General features: G+C 54.8%; 16 protein-coding genes and 1 riboswitch. Of the genes, 11 read left to right on the top strand and 5 right to left on the bottom strand.

Translation table 11 applies throughout. The features are described 5' to 3' along the window. Window positions 1-132: 132 nt before the first annotated feature. Together hydA and argF are read left to right on the top strand one after the other, a co-directional pair. Window positions 133-1,488, top strand: coding sequence for a dihydropyrimidinase (gene hydA, locus MOMUL_RS08985; RefSeq protein ID WP_062284275.1), 1,356 nt, complete (start codon window positions 133-135; stop codon window positions 1,486-1,488). Between the two features lie 100 nt (window positions 1,489-1,588). Further along, window positions 1,589-2,569 carry an ornithine carbamoyltransferase gene (argF, locus tag MOMUL_RS08980; RefSeq protein ID WP_062284273.1) on the top strand — a complete coding sequence of 327 codons (981 nt, stop codon included), beginning with the start codon at window positions 1,589-1,591 and terminating at the stop codon, window positions 2,567-2,569. A 179-nt stretch (window positions 2,570-2,748) separates the two neighbouring features. Here argF and MOMUL_RS08975 read toward each other — a convergent pair whose 3' ends face one another. The 5 genes from MOMUL_RS08975 to MOMUL_RS16625 all read right to left on the bottom strand — a co-directional run bounded on the left by MOMUL_RS08975 (window position 2,749) and on the right by MOMUL_RS16625 (window position 8,979). Then, a complete protein-coding gene (locus MOMUL_RS08975; RefSeq protein ID WP_062284271.1) occupies window positions 2,749-4,578 on the bottom strand; it encodes a glycosyltransferase family 39 protein in 1,830 nt (609 codons plus the stop codon). Between the two features lie 54 nt (window positions 4,579-4,632). Continuing rightward, entirely contained in the window at window positions 4,633-5,538 is a 906-nt protein-coding gene (locus MOMUL_RS08970) for a decaprenyl-phosphate phosphoribosyltransferase (protein ID WP_062284269.1), read from the bottom strand. 166 nt (window positions 5,539-5,704) lie between these two features. Next, a complete protein-coding gene (locus tag MOMUL_RS08965; protein WP_054936668.1) occupies window positions 5,705-5,923 on the bottom strand; it encodes a hypothetical protein in 219 nt (72 codons plus the stop codon). A 109-nt stretch (window positions 5,924-6,032) separates the two neighbouring features. After that, window positions 6,033-8,609 (bottom strand): heavy metal translocating P-type ATPase, encoded by a 2,577-nt coding sequence (locus tag MOMUL_RS08960; protein ID WP_062284268.1) that lies wholly within the window; start codon window positions 8,607-8,609, stop codon window positions 6,033-6,035. 187 nt (window positions 8,610-8,796) lie between these two features. After that, window positions 8,797-8,979: a hypothetical protein gene (locus tag MOMUL_RS16625; protein WP_161484991.1), complete on the bottom strand. Its 183-nt coding sequence runs from the start codon at window positions 8,977-8,979 to the stop codon at window positions 8,797-8,799. On the opposite strand from MOMUL_RS16625, the gene MOMUL_RS16620 reads away from it, so the two are divergent. The 9 genes from MOMUL_RS16620 to ssnA all read left to right on the top strand — a co-directional run bounded on the left by MOMUL_RS16620 (window position 8,974) and on the right by ssnA (window position 17,428). Continuing rightward, complete coding sequence (locus tag MOMUL_RS16620; RefSeq protein ID WP_161484990.1) at window positions 8,974-9,120, top strand: hypothetical protein; 147 nt, start codon at window positions 8,974-8,976, stop codon at window positions 9,118-9,120. The genes MOMUL_RS16625 and MOMUL_RS16620 overlap by 6 nt on opposite strands. Before the next feature lie 68 nt (window positions 9,121-9,188). Next, window positions 9,189-9,998, top strand: a complete 810-nt coding sequence (locus MOMUL_RS08955) for a HesA/MoeB/ThiF family protein (protein WP_062284266.1) — start codon at window positions 9,189-9,191, stop codon at window positions 9,996-9,998. 8 nt (window positions 9,999-10,006) lie between these two features. Then, window positions 10,007-10,456, top strand: coding sequence for a hypothetical protein (locus tag MOMUL_RS08950; protein ID WP_236713060.1), 450 nt, complete (start codon window positions 10,007-10,009; stop codon window positions 10,454-10,456). Window positions 10,457-10,533: 77 nt separating this feature from the next. After that, window positions 10,534-11,757 carry a M20 metallopeptidase family protein gene (locus tag MOMUL_RS08945; protein WP_062284264.1) on the top strand — a complete coding sequence of 408 codons (1,224 nt, stop codon included), beginning with the start codon at window positions 10,534-10,536 and terminating at the stop codon, window positions 11,755-11,757. A gap of 21 nt (window positions 11,758-11,778) precedes the next feature. After that, a riboswitch (purine riboswitch) is annotated at window positions 11,779-11,879 on the top strand. Between the two features lie 59 nt (window positions 11,880-11,938). Beyond that, complete coding sequence (locus MOMUL_RS08940; RefSeq protein WP_062284418.1) at window positions 11,939-12,421, top strand: (2Fe-2S)-binding protein; 483 nt, start codon at window positions 11,939-11,941, stop codon at window positions 12,419-12,421. Window position 12,422: 1 nt separating this feature from the next. Next, window positions 12,423-14,714 carry a xanthine dehydrogenase molybdenum-binding subunit XdhA gene (gene xdhA, locus MOMUL_RS08935; RefSeq protein ID WP_062284262.1) on the top strand — a complete coding sequence of 764 codons (2,292 nt, stop codon included), beginning with the start codon at window positions 12,423-12,425 and terminating at the stop codon, window positions 14,712-14,714. Window positions 14,715-14,731: 17 nt separating this feature from the next. Further along, entirely contained in the window at window positions 14,732-15,616 is an 885-nt protein-coding gene (gene xdhB, locus MOMUL_RS08930) for a xanthine dehydrogenase FAD-binding subunit XdhB (protein ID WP_062284261.1), read from the top strand. Further along, window positions 15,609-16,070 (top strand): xanthine dehydrogenase subunit XdhC, encoded by a 462-nt coding sequence (gene xdhC, locus MOMUL_RS08925; protein WP_062284259.1) that lies wholly within the window; start codon window positions 15,609-15,611, stop codon window positions 16,068-16,070. Before xdhB ends, xdhC begins: the two co-directional genes overlap by 8 nt. A gap of 32 nt (window positions 16,071-16,102) precedes the next feature. Continuing rightward, complete coding sequence (gene ssnA, locus MOMUL_RS08920; RefSeq protein WP_062284257.1) at window positions 16,103-17,428, top strand: putative aminohydrolase SsnA; 1,326 nt, start codon at window positions 16,103-16,105, stop codon at window positions 17,426-17,428. The last annotated feature ends 16 nt before the right edge of the window (window positions 17,429-17,444 follow it).

Below are 17,444 nucleotides of genomic sequence, written 5' to 3'. Positions count from 1 at the left end.
TCCGCAGGCGGCGAGCAACGGTCCGAACCGAGCCGTAGTTCTGTCGGCGCGGAGCTTCTGAGCGGCGTAGGGACATATCCCCACCAGAAGGCACATTTCTGGTAGAACCCTACTTTTGGGGGAGGGGTTAAAGTGGACCTCTTGCTGAAGGGCGGGTGGGTTGTCACCGCCGCACGGGTAGAACAGGCCGACGTGGCCATTAAGGGAGAAAAGATTGCTGCCGTAGGCCCGGACCTGGCTGCTCCAGGAGCGGTGGTCCGGGATGTAACCGGTAAATATATCCTACCCGGAGCCATCGATGCCCACGTCCATTACCAGATGCCCACCGGCGACCTGCTGACGGCCGACGACTGGTTTACCGGGACCCGGCTGGCTGCCTGCGGTGGCGTCACTACCGTCATCGATTATGCCGAGCCCGCAAGCCCTGGAGAATCTCTTACAGAGGCCCTGACCAAGCGCCTGGAAGAAGCCAGGGACCAGGCCTGCGTAGATTACGGCCTGCACCAGGTGGTCATGCCCGGCCAGGAGGAAGACGAAGCGGAGCTAAGGGCTGTAGTCGAAAAGGGTGTCACCAGCTTCAAGGTTTTTACCACTTATGCCCAGCGCTTGAGCCTGGCTGCCATCAGCCACCTGTTACAACAGGCCCGCCGGCTGGGTGCCCTGGTTACGGTTCACTGTGAGGATCATGAAATAATTACGGCTAAGAGGGAAGAGTTAATCGCCGCCGGTCAGACGGACCCGGCCTACCATGCCGCCAGCCGGCCTGCAGAAGCAGAGGTCAAAGCCATCCGGGACGTTATTGCCCTGGCCGGGGAAGCCGGAGCACCTGTCTATATCGTTCACGTCTCTACCGGCGGTGGAGCGGAAGCTATTGCTGCCGCCCGCAGCAAAGGCCAGCAGGTCTACGGCGAAACCTGCCCTCACTACCTGCTTCTTACGGAGTCTCAATATACCGGGCCGGACAGCCGCCTTTTCCTGATGTGCCCGCCTTTAAGAACAGCAGCCGATAACGAGAGCCTCTGGCGACACCTGGCCGCCGGCGCCCTCCAGGTGGTGGCTACCGATCACTGCAGCTACAGCCGGGTACAGAAGGCTGCCGGCACGGCCTTTTATAACACTCCCTCCGGCGTACCTGGAACGGAAACTTTATTACCCCTGCTTTATTCCTTTGGGGTCCGCAACGGCTGGCTGACCCTGCCCCAGCTGGTGAGGGTGCTATCCACCAACCCGGCCCGCCTTTTCGGCCTTTACCCGCGCAAGGGAAGCCTCAGGCCGGGGAGTGACGCCGACGTGGTAATTTTTGATCCCCGCAGGCAGGTTACCCTGACGGCGGCAAACCTTCATTCGGCGGCCGGTTATACTGTCTTTGAAGGTTTTCACCTGCAGGGCTACCCGGAAGCTACCTACCTGCGGGGCTGGCTTATCTACGATCAAGGATGTTTCCTGGGCCAGGCCGGGCAGGGCCGGTTTATTCCTGGCCGTGTTTAAAATTTTTTATCCTTGCAGCAGGATTTTATTAACAAAAGTTGAATTGGATTAAACGTGATTTAATTAATTAAGCAAAATTTAGCCTAACGGGGGGAACAATATGAAGACCGATTTACGCGGTAAGCACTTGATTACCTTGCAGGAATGGACTAAAGAAGAAATCGACACGTTGCTGGACATCGCCTTTGATCTCAAAAGGCGGAAAGCCCTGGGCGAAAAACATCGCCTTCTCGAAGATAAAACCTTTTATATGCTCTTTTTTGAAAACTCCACGCGTACCCGCAACGCTTTCGAAACCGGTATGACCCAGCTGGGTGGCCATGCTATTTTCTTGACTCCATCGGCTACCCAAATTGGCCATGGAGAGACGGCTAAAGATACGGTTGAAGTTTTAAGCCGCTTTGGTGATGGGATAGGTATACGTTACTGTACTTACAAAAAAGGAAACGCCTACATGCGGGAACTGGCCAAATACTCCCGCATCCCCGTTATCAACATGCAGTGCGACTTATACCATCCTACCCAGGCCCTTGCTGATATCATGACCATCCAGGAGAAGTTCGGTAAAAATACGCGGGGTCTCAATTTCACCATTAGCTGGACTTACGCACCCAATTATATACGGCCCCTGTCCATGCCCCAATCCCTCATCCTCCTCATGAGCCGTTTTGGGATGAATGTAACCCTGGCCCATCCACCCGAGTTCCATTTATTACCGGATATTGTGGAACAGGCCAGGAAGAATGCGGAAGAAAATGGTGTCAAATTTAACATTGTCCATGACATGGACGAAGCCTGTAAAGATGCCCATATTATTTATGCCAAGAGCTGGGGTCCCATTGCCTATACCGGCAGTAGGGAGGAAGGCCTGGATCTGATTGAAAAATACAATACCTGGGTAATGGATGGCCGCCGCATGAAGCTCGGCCAGAAGGATGCTATTTACATGCATTGTATGCCGGCCGACCGGGGTGTTGAAGTGACAGAAGAGGTTATGGATGGCCCGCAATCGGTAATCTACGACGAGGCTGAGAACCGCCTGCACACCATCAAGGCTATCCTGGCGGCAACAATGAGGTAAAGGTTGACCTGTTAACAGTTGACTATAATAACTTCGTAAGCAATGGCGCTTAACTGGCAATAAAGCCGCCTTTCTTCAAGATAGAAGAGAGGCGGCTTTTTACTTATTTTGCCGATCTTTGCCGCTAAGTTCATTAGATGCCATATCAGGTGAAATCAATATCCAGAAGCTGGCCGGCCTTACTTTAGCACCTTAAAGGTCACATAATCGCCATAGGTAAAGAAGGGCTGCAAGACCTGCGGATTCCTTTGCGCCCAACGGTAATAGGCTGAAGTAGTTGTTGTCAAGAAGTACTGGCTATCCCCGGTACGTAGTTGCGCCAGCATGTCCGTTTCCGAAGTAGCAATGACGCGGTAGACCTGGTTTTCCAGGCGGGGGCCAAAGAGCAGGTAGGGGAAGGCTGTTTCCGTAAAGGCAATGCGCGAACCCGGAGGTACCCGGTCAACCCAGGCTAACTCATCGCCCCAGGGCGTTATCTGGAAAAAGGTACGCTGCTCCGGGGGCAGGGCCAGGAAGCGGCCGATTACCTGGGGCGTAAAGTAACCGTGGGTTAAACTACCGGCCAGGGATATGAGAACCAGGGCCAGGGTAGCGGCCCGCAAAGGTCGTGCCCAGAAGCCTGGCAGCCTCTCCTCCAGGTAAGCCAGGCTCAAAGTCCCGGCGGCGACAATGAAGATGGTATAGCGGGTCCACCAGTTGGAGGGCTGCAGCCAGAAAAGCAGGATCAGGGGCAGGAGGAGGAGCAGGAGGTGCCGGTGACCCCGGGCCAGGGCCAGGATAAGGGTTACGGCCAGGGCCGGGAGTTCCAGGTAGAGCCACTGGGGGCCGAAGCCTCCCAGGCGCTGGTCGAAGGTGTAGGGACCACTGGTTTCCTGCCAGGAACGCAATAACTGCTGCCAGAAAGGCAGGCCTGCCAGTTCGGGGGGCGTATTTTTGACCATGACCAGCTCGGCCACGCTGCCCTGGCCAGGCCAGAGGGTATATCCCAGAACTTTAAACGTAAAAGGGAAAAAGGGATTGCCGTAGGCCAGCCAGTTGCGCAGGTACCAGAAACTGCCCCACAGGAGCAGGGCTCCGGCAAAGATAACCAGGGAAAGGAGCAGGTTTTGCCTGTAAGGCTGGTTGGCTGCCCGCCTGGCCACCCGGTTGCCCGCGATGATAAAGAGAAAAACTACCGCCACATAGGGAGCGGCGGAAGCCTTTATCCCGAAAGTCAGGCCGCCGGCCAGGGCGGCCAGGAGTAAATAGGCGCGCCGCGGGTCATGGTAATAGCGGTAAGCAAAGTAAAAGGCCACCAGGAACATGGCCGCAAAGGCGACATCCACATAGCAGGTCTTGCTCTGGACCAGGACAATGGGCGTCAGGAAAAAAAGGCAGGCTGCTACGGCGCTATTGGTCTGTCGCAAACCGGTTGCGCGCCCCAGGGTATAGACGGCCAGTCCCCCGGCCAGGGCAAAGGGCAGCTGGGTCAGGTCAACCAGCAGGTCGCTGCCGGCAAGCAGCATGTTCCAGGCAAAGATAAGCTCGGTATTCATGGGATACACGTTGGCCCAGAGGGTATAGGGGCTTAAAACGATCCGGCCGGCCTGGAGCCAGGTGGCCACTGCCGTCAGGTGGTAGTAGAGGCTGTCCCAGGCATAGGGCGGGAACAGGTATCCCAGGAATATGAGCCAGATGGTTTCCAGGAAGGCCAGGAAAAGTAAAAGCCTGGCCCAGAAATTATGGCGCCAGCCGGCATAAAGCCGGAATTGGTGAGGATACCGGGGGCCAGGGAAGAGGCGCTCCACCAGGACTGCAATGGCAAGCAAAATTAAATTTAACACCAGCAGGTTAGCAGTTGTCAGGCGCAATACGGTACCGGCCAGGAGCATGGTGAATACGATTTGCCCCGCAGCCAGGGTAAAAATGGCCAGGAACTTTTCAGCGGGGGCCAGTCCCCACAGCCGCGTCAAAAAAAAGGCCGTGAGAAGAACTATCAAATTGCCGCTAGTGAAGGCCAGCCAGTGCAAAATACCATCTCCCCGGTCGCCACTTTTCTTTTATCGCTGTCAGCTTTGCATCCTTTATAACCAGTACAGGATGACAAAGCAACTGGCCGCCCAGAGGAGGATGGTGGCTGCCAAGGACTTATCTTTGAGGACCAGGCTTTCCGGCTCGCCGCCGCCCTGGCGGCGGTAGGTCAGGTACAGGTAACGGCAGATGCCAAAGAGCACCAGGGGAACGGTATACATCAACTGGGGCCGGGCGGCGCCGATAAAGGTGTAAATGGCATATACGACGACGGTAGCAGAAGTTACAGTCGCAATCAACTGGTCCAGGAGTCCCAGGGAATACTCGGCCAGGATCCCCCGGTGGGCGGCAGCGTTGTCCAGGAGGACCAGTTCATGGCGGCGTTTACATAAAGCCAGGAAAAGGGCCAGGAGAATAACGGCAATGAGCAGCCAGGCCGAAATCGGCACCATAATGGCCGCCGCGCCGGCCGCCACCCGCAGGACAAAACCCAGGGCGACGATAAAGACATCAATAAGGACCATTTGCTTTAAATAAAAGGAATAGGCCAGGGTCTGGAGGGCATAGGTGAGGCTAATAAGGCCCACCTGCCAGCTTAAGGCAAAAGCCCAGGTGAGGCTGCCGGCCAGGATGACGGCGGCTGCCGAGGCCACCGGCAGGGGAGCCAGCAGGCCGGCGGCAATGGGACGGTGCTTTTTGCGGGGGTGGCAGCGATCCCTTTCCCGGTCTATGAGGTCATTGACCAGGTAGGTGCCACCCGAGAGAAGGCAAAAGATAACAAACACCTGGATGGTGCGTACCAGGAGAGGGATGTCCAGCAGGTGGCGGGAAAAAAGGATGGCGGCGAAGACAAAGGCATTTTTCGTCCACTGTTTGGGCCGCAGGCTCAATAAGAGATAGCGCCAGAAATAGCGACTAGTTATAGCCTCAGCCCGGCCGGAGGTTTCCAGTAAACTCATGTCCCCGTTGACCTCCACATCTGTTTTCTGTTGGCATTCCTTACCTAATTTTACCCTAACTTACTCCAGCATAACAATAGCCAGCCGGGCAAGGACAAAAAATTAAGGCTGTTGCCCTCCGGTAACAGCCTTAGAAACTCAACTTTTTTAACCTTGGTAATGATAATTAACCCATTACTCTATTCTTTACGGCTGGGATAACGAGGGGCATGGTAATAATCATGGTCAGGATAAACACCCATACTGCGCCGCCGGCCCGGGCCACAAGGGTATAAGTTTTCCCTGTCAGGAAGGTGAGCACCAGGAAAAGGAGGGCCATCCCCAGGGAAATACCTGTATAGATTATCCCAGCCTGCCGGGCGGCTTTTGTTTCGAGATCAGTCATAATTTCTCACCTCATAATAATTTTGCGCCGGGAGTCCTCTTGCCAGATGAAAACGTAAGTTTGGCAGACTCTTCTACAAGTTTCCAACCTCCAACTTCCCACCTCCATATTAACCAGCCTGGGGCGCTGGTCGCCCCTCGGGGGCAGCTTGATCCCGCTCCTGGCGGAGGAAGGGCTGGAAGCGTTTGAGGGTAAGGGTATTCATGGTCACAGAGACAGAACTCAATGCCATGAAGAAGGCGGCCAGTTCGGGACTGACAATCAGCCCGGTGATGGGATAGAGGATGCCGGCGGCAATGGGGATACCCAGGGTATTGTATAAGAAGGCCCAGACCAGGTTTTCTTTGATCTTGCGCATGGTGGCGCGGCCGATCTCAATGGCCCCCACCACATCGCGAATGTCGTCCTTGATGAGGATAATGTCCCCTGTCTCCTTGGCCACGTCGGTACCGGAGCCGATGGCAATGCCCACATCGGCCTGGGCCAGGGCCGGAGCGTCGTTGATGCCGTCACCCACCATGGCTACTTTGAGGCCGCGGGCCTGGAGCTTCTTTACTTCTTCGGCTTTATCCTGGGGCAGCACCTCGGCCAGGACGGTCTTGATACCGACCTGGCGGGCAATGGCCGCAGCCGTCCGCCGGTTATCACCGGTGATCATGGCCACCTGGATACCCATCCTGTGCAGGCGTTCGATGGCAACCTTTACGTGCTCTTTTAAAGTGTCGGCCACGGCGATGATGCCGGCGGCCCTGCCGTCCACCGCCATCAACATAGCGGTCTTGCCTTCTTCTTCTAGTTTTTCCATCTGCCCGGCCAGGTCGCCGATGGCGATATTTCGCTGCTGCATCAGCCGGCGGTTACCCAGCAGGATCTCCCGGCCCTGGTAGGTGGCCCGGACACCATGGCCCGGGATGGCTGCAAAGTCCTGTACTTCCTCGATGGCCAGGCCTTCCTCCCTGGCGCCGCGGACAATGGCCTCGCCTAAAGGATGTTCGGAAGGTTTTTCCGCCATGGCGGCCAGTCGCAGGATTTCTCTTTGCTCAAAACCCGGAGCGGCAATCACATCAGTGACCGAGGGTTCGCCTCTGGTCAGGGTTCCCGTTTTATCAAAGACAATGGCATTGAGCTTGCTGCTCGCCTCCACCGCATCGGCGCCCTTAAAGAGGATACCATTCTCGGCCCCCTTGCCTGTCCCAGCCATGACCGCACTGGGAGTGGCCAGGCCCAGGGCACAGGGACAGGAAATGACCAGGGTGGTTACCGATAACAGGAGGGCAAAGCCAAAGACACCTACCCCGGCCAGGCTGTAGGGTGAAAGGATAAAGCGGCTGTCAGGCCGGAAAAAGGCATCGTAGCCAATAAAGAACCAGAAGAGGAAGACGACCAGGGCCAGGACGTGGACGCCGGCGATGAAGTGGCCGGCCACGAAGTCGGCCAGTTTTTGAATGGGAGCCTTGGAAGCCTGGGCCTCCTCCACCATCTTGATAATCTGGGCTAAAGCCGTTTCGCTCCCCACCCGGGTGGCCCGGAACTTGAAGGAACCGGTCTTGTTAATGGTCGCCCCAACCACCTGGGCTCCGGGACGTTTTTCCACCGGGATGCTCTCGCCGGTAAGCATGGATTCATCTACGGCCGAATAACCCTCGATAACTTCCCCGTCCACCGGGATGCTTTCGCCGGGGCGGACCACCACTATGTCCCCTACCTCAACTTCATCGGCAGCAATCTCCATCTCCTGGCCGTCCCGGATAACCCGGGCGGTTTTAGCCTGCAGGCTCATGAGCTTGCGGATGGCCTCGGAAGTACGGCCGCGGGTAATAGCCTCCAGGTAACGGCCCAGGACGATAAAGGCGGTGAGCAATGCGGCAGACTCGAAGAAAGTGGCCCCGCGCCCCCCAAAACCGGCTTCAGGCCAGAGGGTATTGATGGTGGCGATGATATAGGCCGCCCCAATACCCGTCGCATAAAGGAGGTTCATATCTGTAGTTCCGCGTTTAAGGCCGTTCCAACTGTGGACGAAAAACTGCCAGCCGGGGATAAAGGTGACCGGTGTGGTTAAAGCCCACAGTACATACACGTTCCCCAGCCATTCCGGTACAAAGTAGGGGAAAATCCACATGTCCCGGAACATGCCGATCATTACTAAAGTGGCCAGGGGCCAGGCAATCCACATATTGCGGCGCTGGTACCGGATCTCCCTCTCCCGGGCCTCTTTCTCCTGGTCCAGGGCTGCCTTACCGGTCAGCTTTTCCGTAGCCTCATAGCCCAGGGCATGGATTTCCTTTTTAATGCGCGCCTTGTCCACCGCCCCGGGGTAGAACCGGACCCTGGCCGTTTCCGCCGGCAGGTTTACTACTACCGAAGTGACGCCGGGTAGGGCTTTAACGGCTTTTTCCACCTTAGCGACACAGGCGGCACAACTCATCCCCCTTACCGTCAGGAGAACTTCCTCTTCCGGTACCTCATAGCCGATCTCCTGGATGGTCTTGGCCATTTGGGGCACGCCGACCTGGTCCGGGAAATATTCCACGGTAGCCTTCCCGGCAACCAGGTTGACGCGGGCGTCCGCTACACCCGCCATATTTTTCAGAGTCTTTTCCACTTTGGCCACGCAGGATGCACAGCTCATACCCATAACAGGTAAATTTACCTGGGCCAAGCCGCTCTTTTCGCTGGCAGGCACCATCTTTCACACCTCCGGGTAAGTAATTATCAACGGCTTTTATTCTACCTTGCCCATTCCTTGCCAATCTTATAACCGGGTGTACCATTCCAGAGGCACAATAGTCTCTTTCCCGTACAGGTCGGTGGCCGACCCAACATTTTAAACTACCCCCCACCCGTATATCTTTAACTCGATTATATTTTGCTGGTCACATACTGTCAATGAACTTCACAAAAACTACAAAATTTATTCCTGGCTTTCCTGGAAGTTGCCCGGGGCATTTTAAAAAGCCTTCCCCTCCTGTAGGGGAGGGGAAGGCCAGCTCCTTGGTTTCAACTAATGGGCAGTTTAACGTCATGCCCGGGACTAAATTCAGCAGCCTTCTTTGCAATGGGCAACGGCCCTCAGCATCCAGCGCTTCCTGGTCAATTTTGATCCCTCCTCCATCTCCTACCTCCTTGCTAAAGGCAACCTGGCAGTTTTCCTGATGCTTGAAAAAATCTTCCTGGGAAGAGGTAAAAAATTGTCTTGACCACCTTTTTGGCCCCTGTTATAATCTAAGATAAACCGATATATTTAGTCAAGATTGGAGGGCTAAGAATGGCCTTAACCAACGAAGAAATAGAACGCTACAGCCGGCAGATTATCCTGAAGAACGTCGGCGGCCGGGGCCAGGAAAAGCTGAAACAGGGAAAAGTGTTGATCGTGGGAGCCGGGGGTCTTGGTTCGCCAGTAGCTTACTACCTGGCGGCTGCCGGCGTAGGTACTATAGGTATCGTGGATAGCGACAGGGTAGACCTTTCCAATTTACAACGCCAGATTCTCCACAATAGCGACCGCCTGGGACGGCTCAAGGCGGAATCGGCCCGCGAAACCTTGCTGGCCTTAAATCCAGCGCTGACTATAAATACTTACCCGCTGCGTTTAGGTAAAGACAACATTTTAGCTATTATCCGCGACTACGACGTGATTGTCGACGGCGTTGACAACTTTCCCACCCGCTATTTATTAAATGATGCCTGTGTCATGACGGGTAAAACCCTGGTTGAGGGAGGGGTATTGCAATGGGACGGCCTGGTCATGACCATCAAACCCCGCCAGGGTCCCTGTTACCGCTGTATCTTTCCCGACCCACCCCCGCCAGGAGCCGTGCCCAGCTGCCAGGAAGCCGGCGTCATGGGTACGGTACCAGGGCTCATCGGGGCCATTCAGGCTACCGAGGTAATTAAAATTTTACTTGAGGTTGGGGAAACCCTCACCGGCCGGCTCCTGATCTACAATGCCCTGGAAATGCGCTTCCGGGAAATAAAGGCCGAGCGTAACCGTAATTGCTCTGTCTGCGGGGAAAATCCGCGCATCCGTGAACTGGAAGAGTACACTTTTGTCTGTGAAGCAAAATGCGAAAGGTGAAATCACTTATGACACTAAATTTTCATGAACTAAAAAAAGGCGGCTTTATCAAGCAGCAGGGCCCCGGCCTTTTTCTCATGCGGTTGCGGACCATTGGCGGGCATTTAACGGCGCGGGACCTGGAGAATATTGCTAAGGTAGCTGCTAAATACGGCCGGGGCGAAGTCCACTTGACCACCCGCCAGGGGGTAGAAATACCCGGCGTAAGGCTGGAAGATTACCAGGCCCTGATTGAAGAAATCAAGGTCCTGAACCTACTACCAGGGGCCTGCGGCCCACGCATACGTTCGATTGTCGCCTGCCCGGGAATGGAAGTTTGTCCCAACGGCGTTGTTGATACCCGGGAGATGGCCCGGCAAATAGACCGGGCTTTTTTCGGCCGCGAAGTACCGGTTAAATTTAAAATTGCCGTCGCCGATAAAGTGGAAATTGTATTAAACATGGGCGGGGGAGTATAATTAGACTGGCAACCGGCCTGCCAGGACACTTGTAGGCCTGCAGGCGGGTAATTAAAAGAAAAAAGGTGACTCCCTACATGCTAAAAAGCAACTTAAAGAGCGATGATTTCCTGGCTGCTGCAGCAGCACTCAAACCTCGCCTAGTGGCCTGGCGGCGGCAGTTGCACCAGTGCCCGGAACTGAGCTTTGCGGAAAGGGAGACGGCCGCCCTGGTGGCCGGCGTGCTGGCGGAACTGGGACTACAGGTCAGAACCGGGATCGCCGGCACTGGTGTCGTAGGTTTGCTGGAGGGGGTGAAAGACGGCCCTGCCGTAGCCCTGAGAGCCGATATGGATGCCCTGCCCATCCAGGAGGACACCGGGGTGGAGTATGCTTCCCGCTACCAGGGCCGGATGCACGGTTGCGGCCATGATGCCCATATGGCAGTAGTTTTAGGAGCGGCGGCACTGTTAGCCGAACGTCGCCGGGAACTCCCCGGGCCGGTAGTATTTATTTTTCAACCCGGAGAAGAATTACCGCCGGGCGGGGCCCGCCTGATATTAAAGGCGGGCGTCCTGGACAACCCGCCGGTGAAGGCCATTTTCGGCCTCCACGTCACTTCTTATCTCCCGGTGGGTACGGTGGGCATTCGCCCGGGGGCTGCCATGGCGTCGGCCGACAACTTTACCATTAAAATTAAAGGCCGCACCAGTCACGGCGCTTCGCCCCACCTGGGGGCCGATGCCATCGTCGCTGCCGCCCAGGCCGTTCTGGCTTTGCAGGCTATTATTTCCCGGCGTATGGACCCGGTGCAGCCGGCCGTTCTCACCATCGGTAGCATTCATGGCGGCGAGAAGGAAAACATTATCGCCGCCGAGGTAACCATGACCGGTACCACCCGCGCCCTGAACCAGGTTGTCCGGCAGGAACTGGAAAGGGGTATGCGCCAGGTCCTGGCCGGGGTGGCGGCCGCCAGCGGGACGGAGATTGAACTGGATTACCTGCGGGGTTACCCGCCGCTAATAAACGATGCCAGGCTCACGGAGCTGTTTCGCCGGGCAGCCGGGGAAATCCTGGGGCCGGAAAAGGTTTTCGAACTGGCGGCCCCCTCCATGGGCGCCGAGGATTTTGCCCGCTATGCGGAAAAAGTCCCGGCAGTATATTTTAACCTCGGGGCAGCCATACCGGGAGAGACTCCCTACCCCTGGCATCATCCCCGCTTTAATATCCAGGAAGATTGCCTGCCCATTGGCAGCGCCCTGCTTTCCTGGCTGGCCATCAAGGCCCTGGCTGATTTTTCAGCGGGGGTAAAAAATTGTTAGCAGGATTTAAGTTACTTTTGCCGAATATAACTATAATGAACTCGTATAACTCCGGCGATGGGGCCGGGGGTTTCTACCAGGTGACCGGAATCACCTCGACTACGAGGGTAACCGTCAGCTGGTTTCTTTATTATATTTGTTTCCCCGAGGATAAATTTATCAGGGGGGTGGGTTGAAACCAGTGCCTAGGATTAAACTAAAAGTCAACGGCCAGGAGTACCAGGTCGAGGTCCCGGCAGACATTACCTTGCTGGAACTGCTGCGGGAATACTTAAGCCTCACCGGTACCAAGGAGGGATGCGGCAAAGGGGAATGCGGTGCCTGCACGGTACTCATGGACGGCCAGGCGGTCAACTCCTGCCTAGTTCCTGCCGCCAAGGCTGAAGGGTCGGAGGTGCTTACCATCGAAGGCCTGGCCTCGCCTGACGGCCGGCTCCATCCTTTACAGGAGGCCTTTATCAGCGAGGGTGCCGTCCAGTGCGGCTTCTGTACCCCGGGAATGATTATGAGCGCCAAAGCCCTGCTGGACCAGAACCCCCATCCCACCCGGGAGGAAATTAAGGTCGCCCTGTCGGGCAATTTATGCCGCTGCACGGGCTATGCCAAAATTATCACCGCCGTAGAAAAGGCGGCAGCTATGATAGCGGGGGAGGGGAGGGGGTAAAATGGCTTATACAGTAGTTGGGAAAAGCATAAACAGGGTTGATGCTGTTGCCAAAGTTACCGGGCAAGCAAAATATACCGGCGATTTTATAGAAAGAGACATGCTGGTCGGCAAAATATTAAGAAGTCCTTATGCTCACGCCATAGTTAAAAACATCGATGTCAGCAAAGCCAGGGCCCTGCCAGGTGTAGAAGCGGTTTTGACTTATGCAGACGTGCCGAAAATCAAATTTGCCACGGCAGGGCATCCCTATGCCCTGGACCCGAAGCACAGGGATAAAGAAGACCGGACTATTTTAACCAGCAAAGCCCGCTTTGTGGGGGATGCCATTGCGGCAGTGGTGGCTACAGATGAGTTGACAGCCGCAGAAGCCCTGAAATTAATTGAGGTAGAGTATGAAGTACTGGAGCCACTGCTTACCCCGGAAGCTGCCATGCGGGAAGGCGCGCCTTTAATCCACGACGACTGTGAAAGAAACATCCTTAGTTCTTATGGCTATGAAATCGGCGCTATTGAAGAGGCTTTCCAGGAAGCTGACTATATTTTTGAGGATGAACTGGAAACAAGTATTGTCCAGCACTGCCAGTTAGAAAACCATGTATCCTGTGCTTATGTTGACAGCGATGGCCGGATTGTGATTGTAACTTCCACGCAGATTCCTCATATTGTCAGGAGGATCGTCGGCCAGGCTCTGGGTATCCCCTGGGGAAGGGTACGGGTAATTAAACCATGCGTCGGCGGCGGCTTTGGCAGCAAGCAGGATGTCTGCCTGGAACCTTTAACTGCCCTGATGACCCTGGCCGTAGGCGGAAGGCCGGTAAGACTGGAATTGTCCCGGGAAGAGTGCATGATCGATACGCGCACCCGTCATGCCATTAAATATAAAATTAAAACAGGCGTTTCCAAAGACGGGAAACTAATCGGCATGCATATTGCGGCTATCTCCAACACCGGGGCCTATGCCTCCCACGGTCACTCAATTGCTATGGCGGGGGGCACCAAATTCAGGATTTTATACCCTATGAAGGCCTTAAAATATGAACCATTAACTGTATATACCAACCTGCCCGTTGCCGGTGCCATGCGGGGTTATGGTTCACCCCAGATAACCTTTGCCGTGGAAAGTCATTTGGAAAATATTGCAAGGAAACTGGGTATCGATCCTATCGAATTTCGCAAGAAAAACCTTGTTAACGTTGGCTATGTAGATCCCTTGAATGGCAACACGGTGAGGAGCTGCGGCATTCGCGAGTGCATTGAAAAGGGTAAAGAATTAATCAAATGGGATGAGAAAAAAGCGCGGTATAAGAATCAAGCAGGTACGAAACGCAGAGGATTAGGCATGGCCTGCTTCAGCTACGCCTCCGGCACCCATCCGGTAGGGCTGGAAATGGCGGGAGCGAGAATTGTTTTAAACCAGGACGGCTCCGTCCAATTGCAAATCGGTGCCACCGAAATAGGGCAAGGAAGCGATACTGTCTTTGCCCAGATGGTGGCGGAAGTCCTGGGTATACCCGTGGATATGGTGCATGTCATTTCCACCCAGGATACAGATATTACACCTTTTGACACCGGTGCCTATGCTTCCAGGCAGACTTATATTACCGGCATGGCGGTGGCAAAAGCGGCATTAGAAGTAAAAGAAAAAATCCTGGATTTTGTCTGGGGTATGACCGATATACCCGCCCACGCCTTAGATATTAAGGAACAAAACATTGTTTATAAACATTCGGGAGAAGTTGTCATGCCCCTTGCCGAAGTGGCCTTGCACACTTATTATGATACCGTTTTTGCCAGACCGATAACAAGCGATACGTCCAACAATGCCAGGATCAATGCCTTTGTTTTTGGTGTTACTTTTGCAGAAGTTGAAGTAGACCTTAAAACCGGAAAAATAGAGGTCCTGGAAATATATAATGTGCATGATTCAGGTAAAATTATCAACCCCCAATTAGCAGAAGGACAGGTGCATGGCGGCGTAGGCATGGGAATTGGCTATGCGCTGGCAGAACAGATGTTGTTTGACGAAAAAACCGGCAAACCCCTGAATAATAATTTGCTGGACTATAAAATGCCAACGATAATGGATATCCCGGATATTGGCGTGGCTTTCGTCGAAACCTTTGAACCCACCAGCCCCTTTGGTTGCAAGGCTTTAGGAGAGCCGCCGACTATTCCCGTGGCACCGGCGATTCGCAATGCCGTTTTAGACGCGACTGGCGTGGCCTTTAACAGGCTACCCATGAACCCCCAGCGGGTCTTTGAAAAGTTCAAGGAAGCCGGCTTAATATAGGAAGGTGGTGAGGATGGGTGTACAACATTAAGGAATACTATGAGGCGGCAACATTAGAGGAAGCCACCGAGTTGCTGGCAGCTAATCCAAACTTGACGATCATTGCGGGCGGTACGGATGTTTTGATTAAAATGCATCATGGCCAGATTGAAAAAGCAGAGTTGCTCAGCATCCGTAAAATAAAATCCTTGCAAGGTATTCGTAAACTTGAAGATGGTACTATCATAATCGGGCCGTTAACTACTTTCACTCAAGTTGTCAATGATCCTGTTATCAAAGACAATATTCCTGTTCTAGCAGAAGCTGCCCTTTCCATGGGGGGACCACAGATCCGCAACGTTGCTACCATAGGCGGCAATATTTGCAACGGTGCCACGTCTGCCGACAGTGCTTCCACCTTGTTTGCCCTTAATGCCAGGTTAAAGCTACAAAGCAAGCTAGGGGAGAGGGTTGTTCCCATCCAGGAATTCTACCTGGGTCCTGGCAAGGTTGATTTAAAGGCCGGGGAAATTCTTACGGAAATAATAGTGGCCCCCGGGGATTATCAGGGCTATGGTGGACATTATATTAAATTTTCCATGCGCAAGGTAATGGATATCGCTACTTTAGGTGTGGCAGTGATTTGTAAAATAAAGGAAAGAAATATTTTTGCGGATGTCAGGATTGGACTGGGGGTTGCAGGCCCAACTCCTTTAAGATGTCGCGAAGCAGAAGCCTTTGCTAAAGGCAAAACAATCTCCCGGGAAACCATAGCGGAAATTGGAAAATTGGCAGTTAAATCGACAAAGGCAAGGACCTCCTGGCGAGCTTCGAAAGAATACAGGGAGCACCTGGTTGAGGAACTTACCCAGAGGGCGCTGAAAGCGGCCATTGTCAAAGCGGGGGGTGAGGAAATTGCTTAAAAAAATTTCCTTTACAGTAAATGGGATACAGGCAACTCTGGAAGTAGACATTCGCGAATCGTTGCTTGAAGTCTTGCGCAACCGTTTGGGATATACTGGAGTTAAAAAAGGGTGTGGTGTTGGTGAATGCGGCGCCTGCACGGTTCTCATCGACGGCACTCCTGTTGACTCGTGTATTTACATGGCTGTTTGGGCCGATGGCAAAAATATAGTCACGATAGAAGGTATAGCTAAAAACGGGGAGCTTTCCAAGGTACAAAAAGCCTTTATCGAAGAGGGAGCCATCCAGTGCGGTTTCTGCACACCCGGTTATGTCCTTACGGCAACGGCCATGGTAGAAAGTGGTAAAAAATATACGCGGGAAGAAATTAAAAGAGAATTGTCCGGTCATCTATGCCGCTGCACCGGTTACCAGAACATCATTAAAGCCGTTGAAAAAGCGCTGGCAGATTAGTTAAGTACAATATCTTTTATGGAGGTGTACGTATGCTCCTCATTGGTAACGGCCGCCTGTTGACCCTGGCCCCGGACAATCCCTTTCAGGAAGAAGGCGCGGTGGCTATTGAAGGTGACCGGATAGTTGCCGTTGGCCCAACAGCTGAATTGCAGCAACGCTACCCGGAGGCCGAATGGCTGGATGCCCGGGGTATGGTGATTATGCCCGGCATGACCAATACCCACATGCACCTGTACAGCACCTTTGCCCGGGGCATGGCCCTGAAGGACGCGCCGCCGGCCAATTTCCTGGAGATCCTGCAGCGGCTGTGGTGGCGCCTGGACAAGGCCCTGACCCTGGAGGATGTCTATTACAGCGCCCTGATCCCTCTGGTCGACTGCATCAAGAGCGGTACCACTACCATCCTGGACCATCACGCCAGCCCTCGCGCCGTCCGCGGCAGCCTGGAGATGATCGCCCGGGCGGCCCGGGAAACCGGCGTCCGGACCTGCCTGGCCTACGAGGTTTCGGACCGCGACGGTGAGGCCATTATGCGGGAAGGTATTGAAGAGAATATGGCAGCCATTAAAAAATACCGCGGCCAGGAAGGGTTGCTCACCGCTACCTTCGGCCTCCACGCCTCCTTCACCCTATCCGACGCCACCCTGGCCGCCTGCCGGGAGGCAGCGGCCGAGGTGGGCAGCGGCTTCCACATCCACGTGGCCGAAGGCATCCAGGACGTAGAAGATGCCCTGGAACGCGAGGGTAAACGGGTGGTGGAGCGTTTGTATGACCACGGCATCCTGGGACCGGAGACCATCGCCGCCCACTGCGTCCATGTAACCGAAAGGGAAATAGCCATCCTGAAGGAAACCGGCACCCTGGTGGTCCATAACCCCGAATCCAACATGGGCAATGCCGTCGGCTGCGCCCCGGTAGGCGACATGCTGGCCGCCGGCGTGACGGTTGGCCTGGGGACCGACGGCTATACCAGCGATATGTTTGAATCCCTCAAAACAGCCAATGTGTTGCGCAAACTTGTCTCCGGCGACCCCAACGCCGGCTGGACTGAAGTGCCGGCCATGGTGTTTGAGAATAACCGCCGCATCCTGGCCCGGTTCTTCCCCCATCCCCTGGGCCGCTTAGAGCCCGGCGCCTACGCCGATGTCATCCTGGTGGATTACCACGCGCCGACCCCCCTTACGGCGGCCAACTGGTTTGGCCACCTCCTCTTTGGCTTTAACGGCGGCCTGGTGGACACGACCATTATTGGCGGTAAAGTTCTCATGCGGGAGCGGCGGCTCCTGCACCTGGACGAGGCGGCCATTGCCGCCAGGGCCCAGGAACTGGCGGTGAAGGTGTGGGAGAGGTTTTAAGGTTAAGGAGTGATAA

It is taken from the genome of Moorella mulderi DSM 14980 (assembly GCF_001594015.1).
In the GTDB taxonomy this organism is placed as follows: domain Bacteria; phylum Bacillota; class DSM-521; order Neomoorellales; family Neomoorellaceae; genus Neomoorella; species Neomoorella mulderi.
Note: the sequence above shows the minus strand (reverse complement) of the source record. Positions and strands in the feature narration are given on the sequence as shown.

Excerpts from the sequence above, each read along its gene's own strand:
- argF (WP_062284273.1), top strand. The coding sequence starts at position 1,589 with ATGAAGACCGATTTACGCGGTAAGCACTTGATTACCTTGCAGGAATGG.
- MOMUL_RS08970 (WP_062284269.1), bottom strand. The coding sequence starts at position 5,538 with ATGAGTTTACTGGAAACCTCCGGCCGGGCTGAGGCTATAACTAGTCGC.
- MOMUL_RS08965 (WP_054936668.1), bottom strand. The coding sequence starts at position 5,923 with ATGACTGATCTCGAAACAAAAGCCGCCCGGCAGGCTGGGATAATCTAT.
- MOMUL_RS08960 (WP_062284268.1), bottom strand. The coding sequence starts at position 8,609 with ATGGTGCCTGCCAGCGAAAAGAGCGGCTTGGCCCAGGTAAATTTACCT.
- MOMUL_RS08955 (WP_062284266.1), top strand. The coding sequence starts at position 9,189 with ATGGCCTTAACCAACGAAGAAATAGAACGCTACAGCCGGCAGATTATC.
- MOMUL_RS08950 (WP_236713060.1), top strand. The coding sequence starts at position 10,007 with ATGACACTAAATTTTCATGAACTAAAAAAAGGCGGCTTTATCAAGCAG.
- MOMUL_RS08945 (WP_062284264.1), top strand. The coding sequence starts at position 10,534 with ATGCTAAAAAGCAACTTAAAGAGCGATGATTTCCTGGCTGCTGCAGCA.
- xdhA (WP_062284262.1), top strand. The coding sequence starts at position 12,423 with ATGGCTTATACAGTAGTTGGGAAAAGCATAAACAGGGTTGATGCTGTT.
- ssnA (WP_062284257.1), top strand. The coding sequence starts at position 16,103 with ATGCTCCTCATTGGTAACGGCCGCCTGTTGACCCTGGCCCCGGACAAT.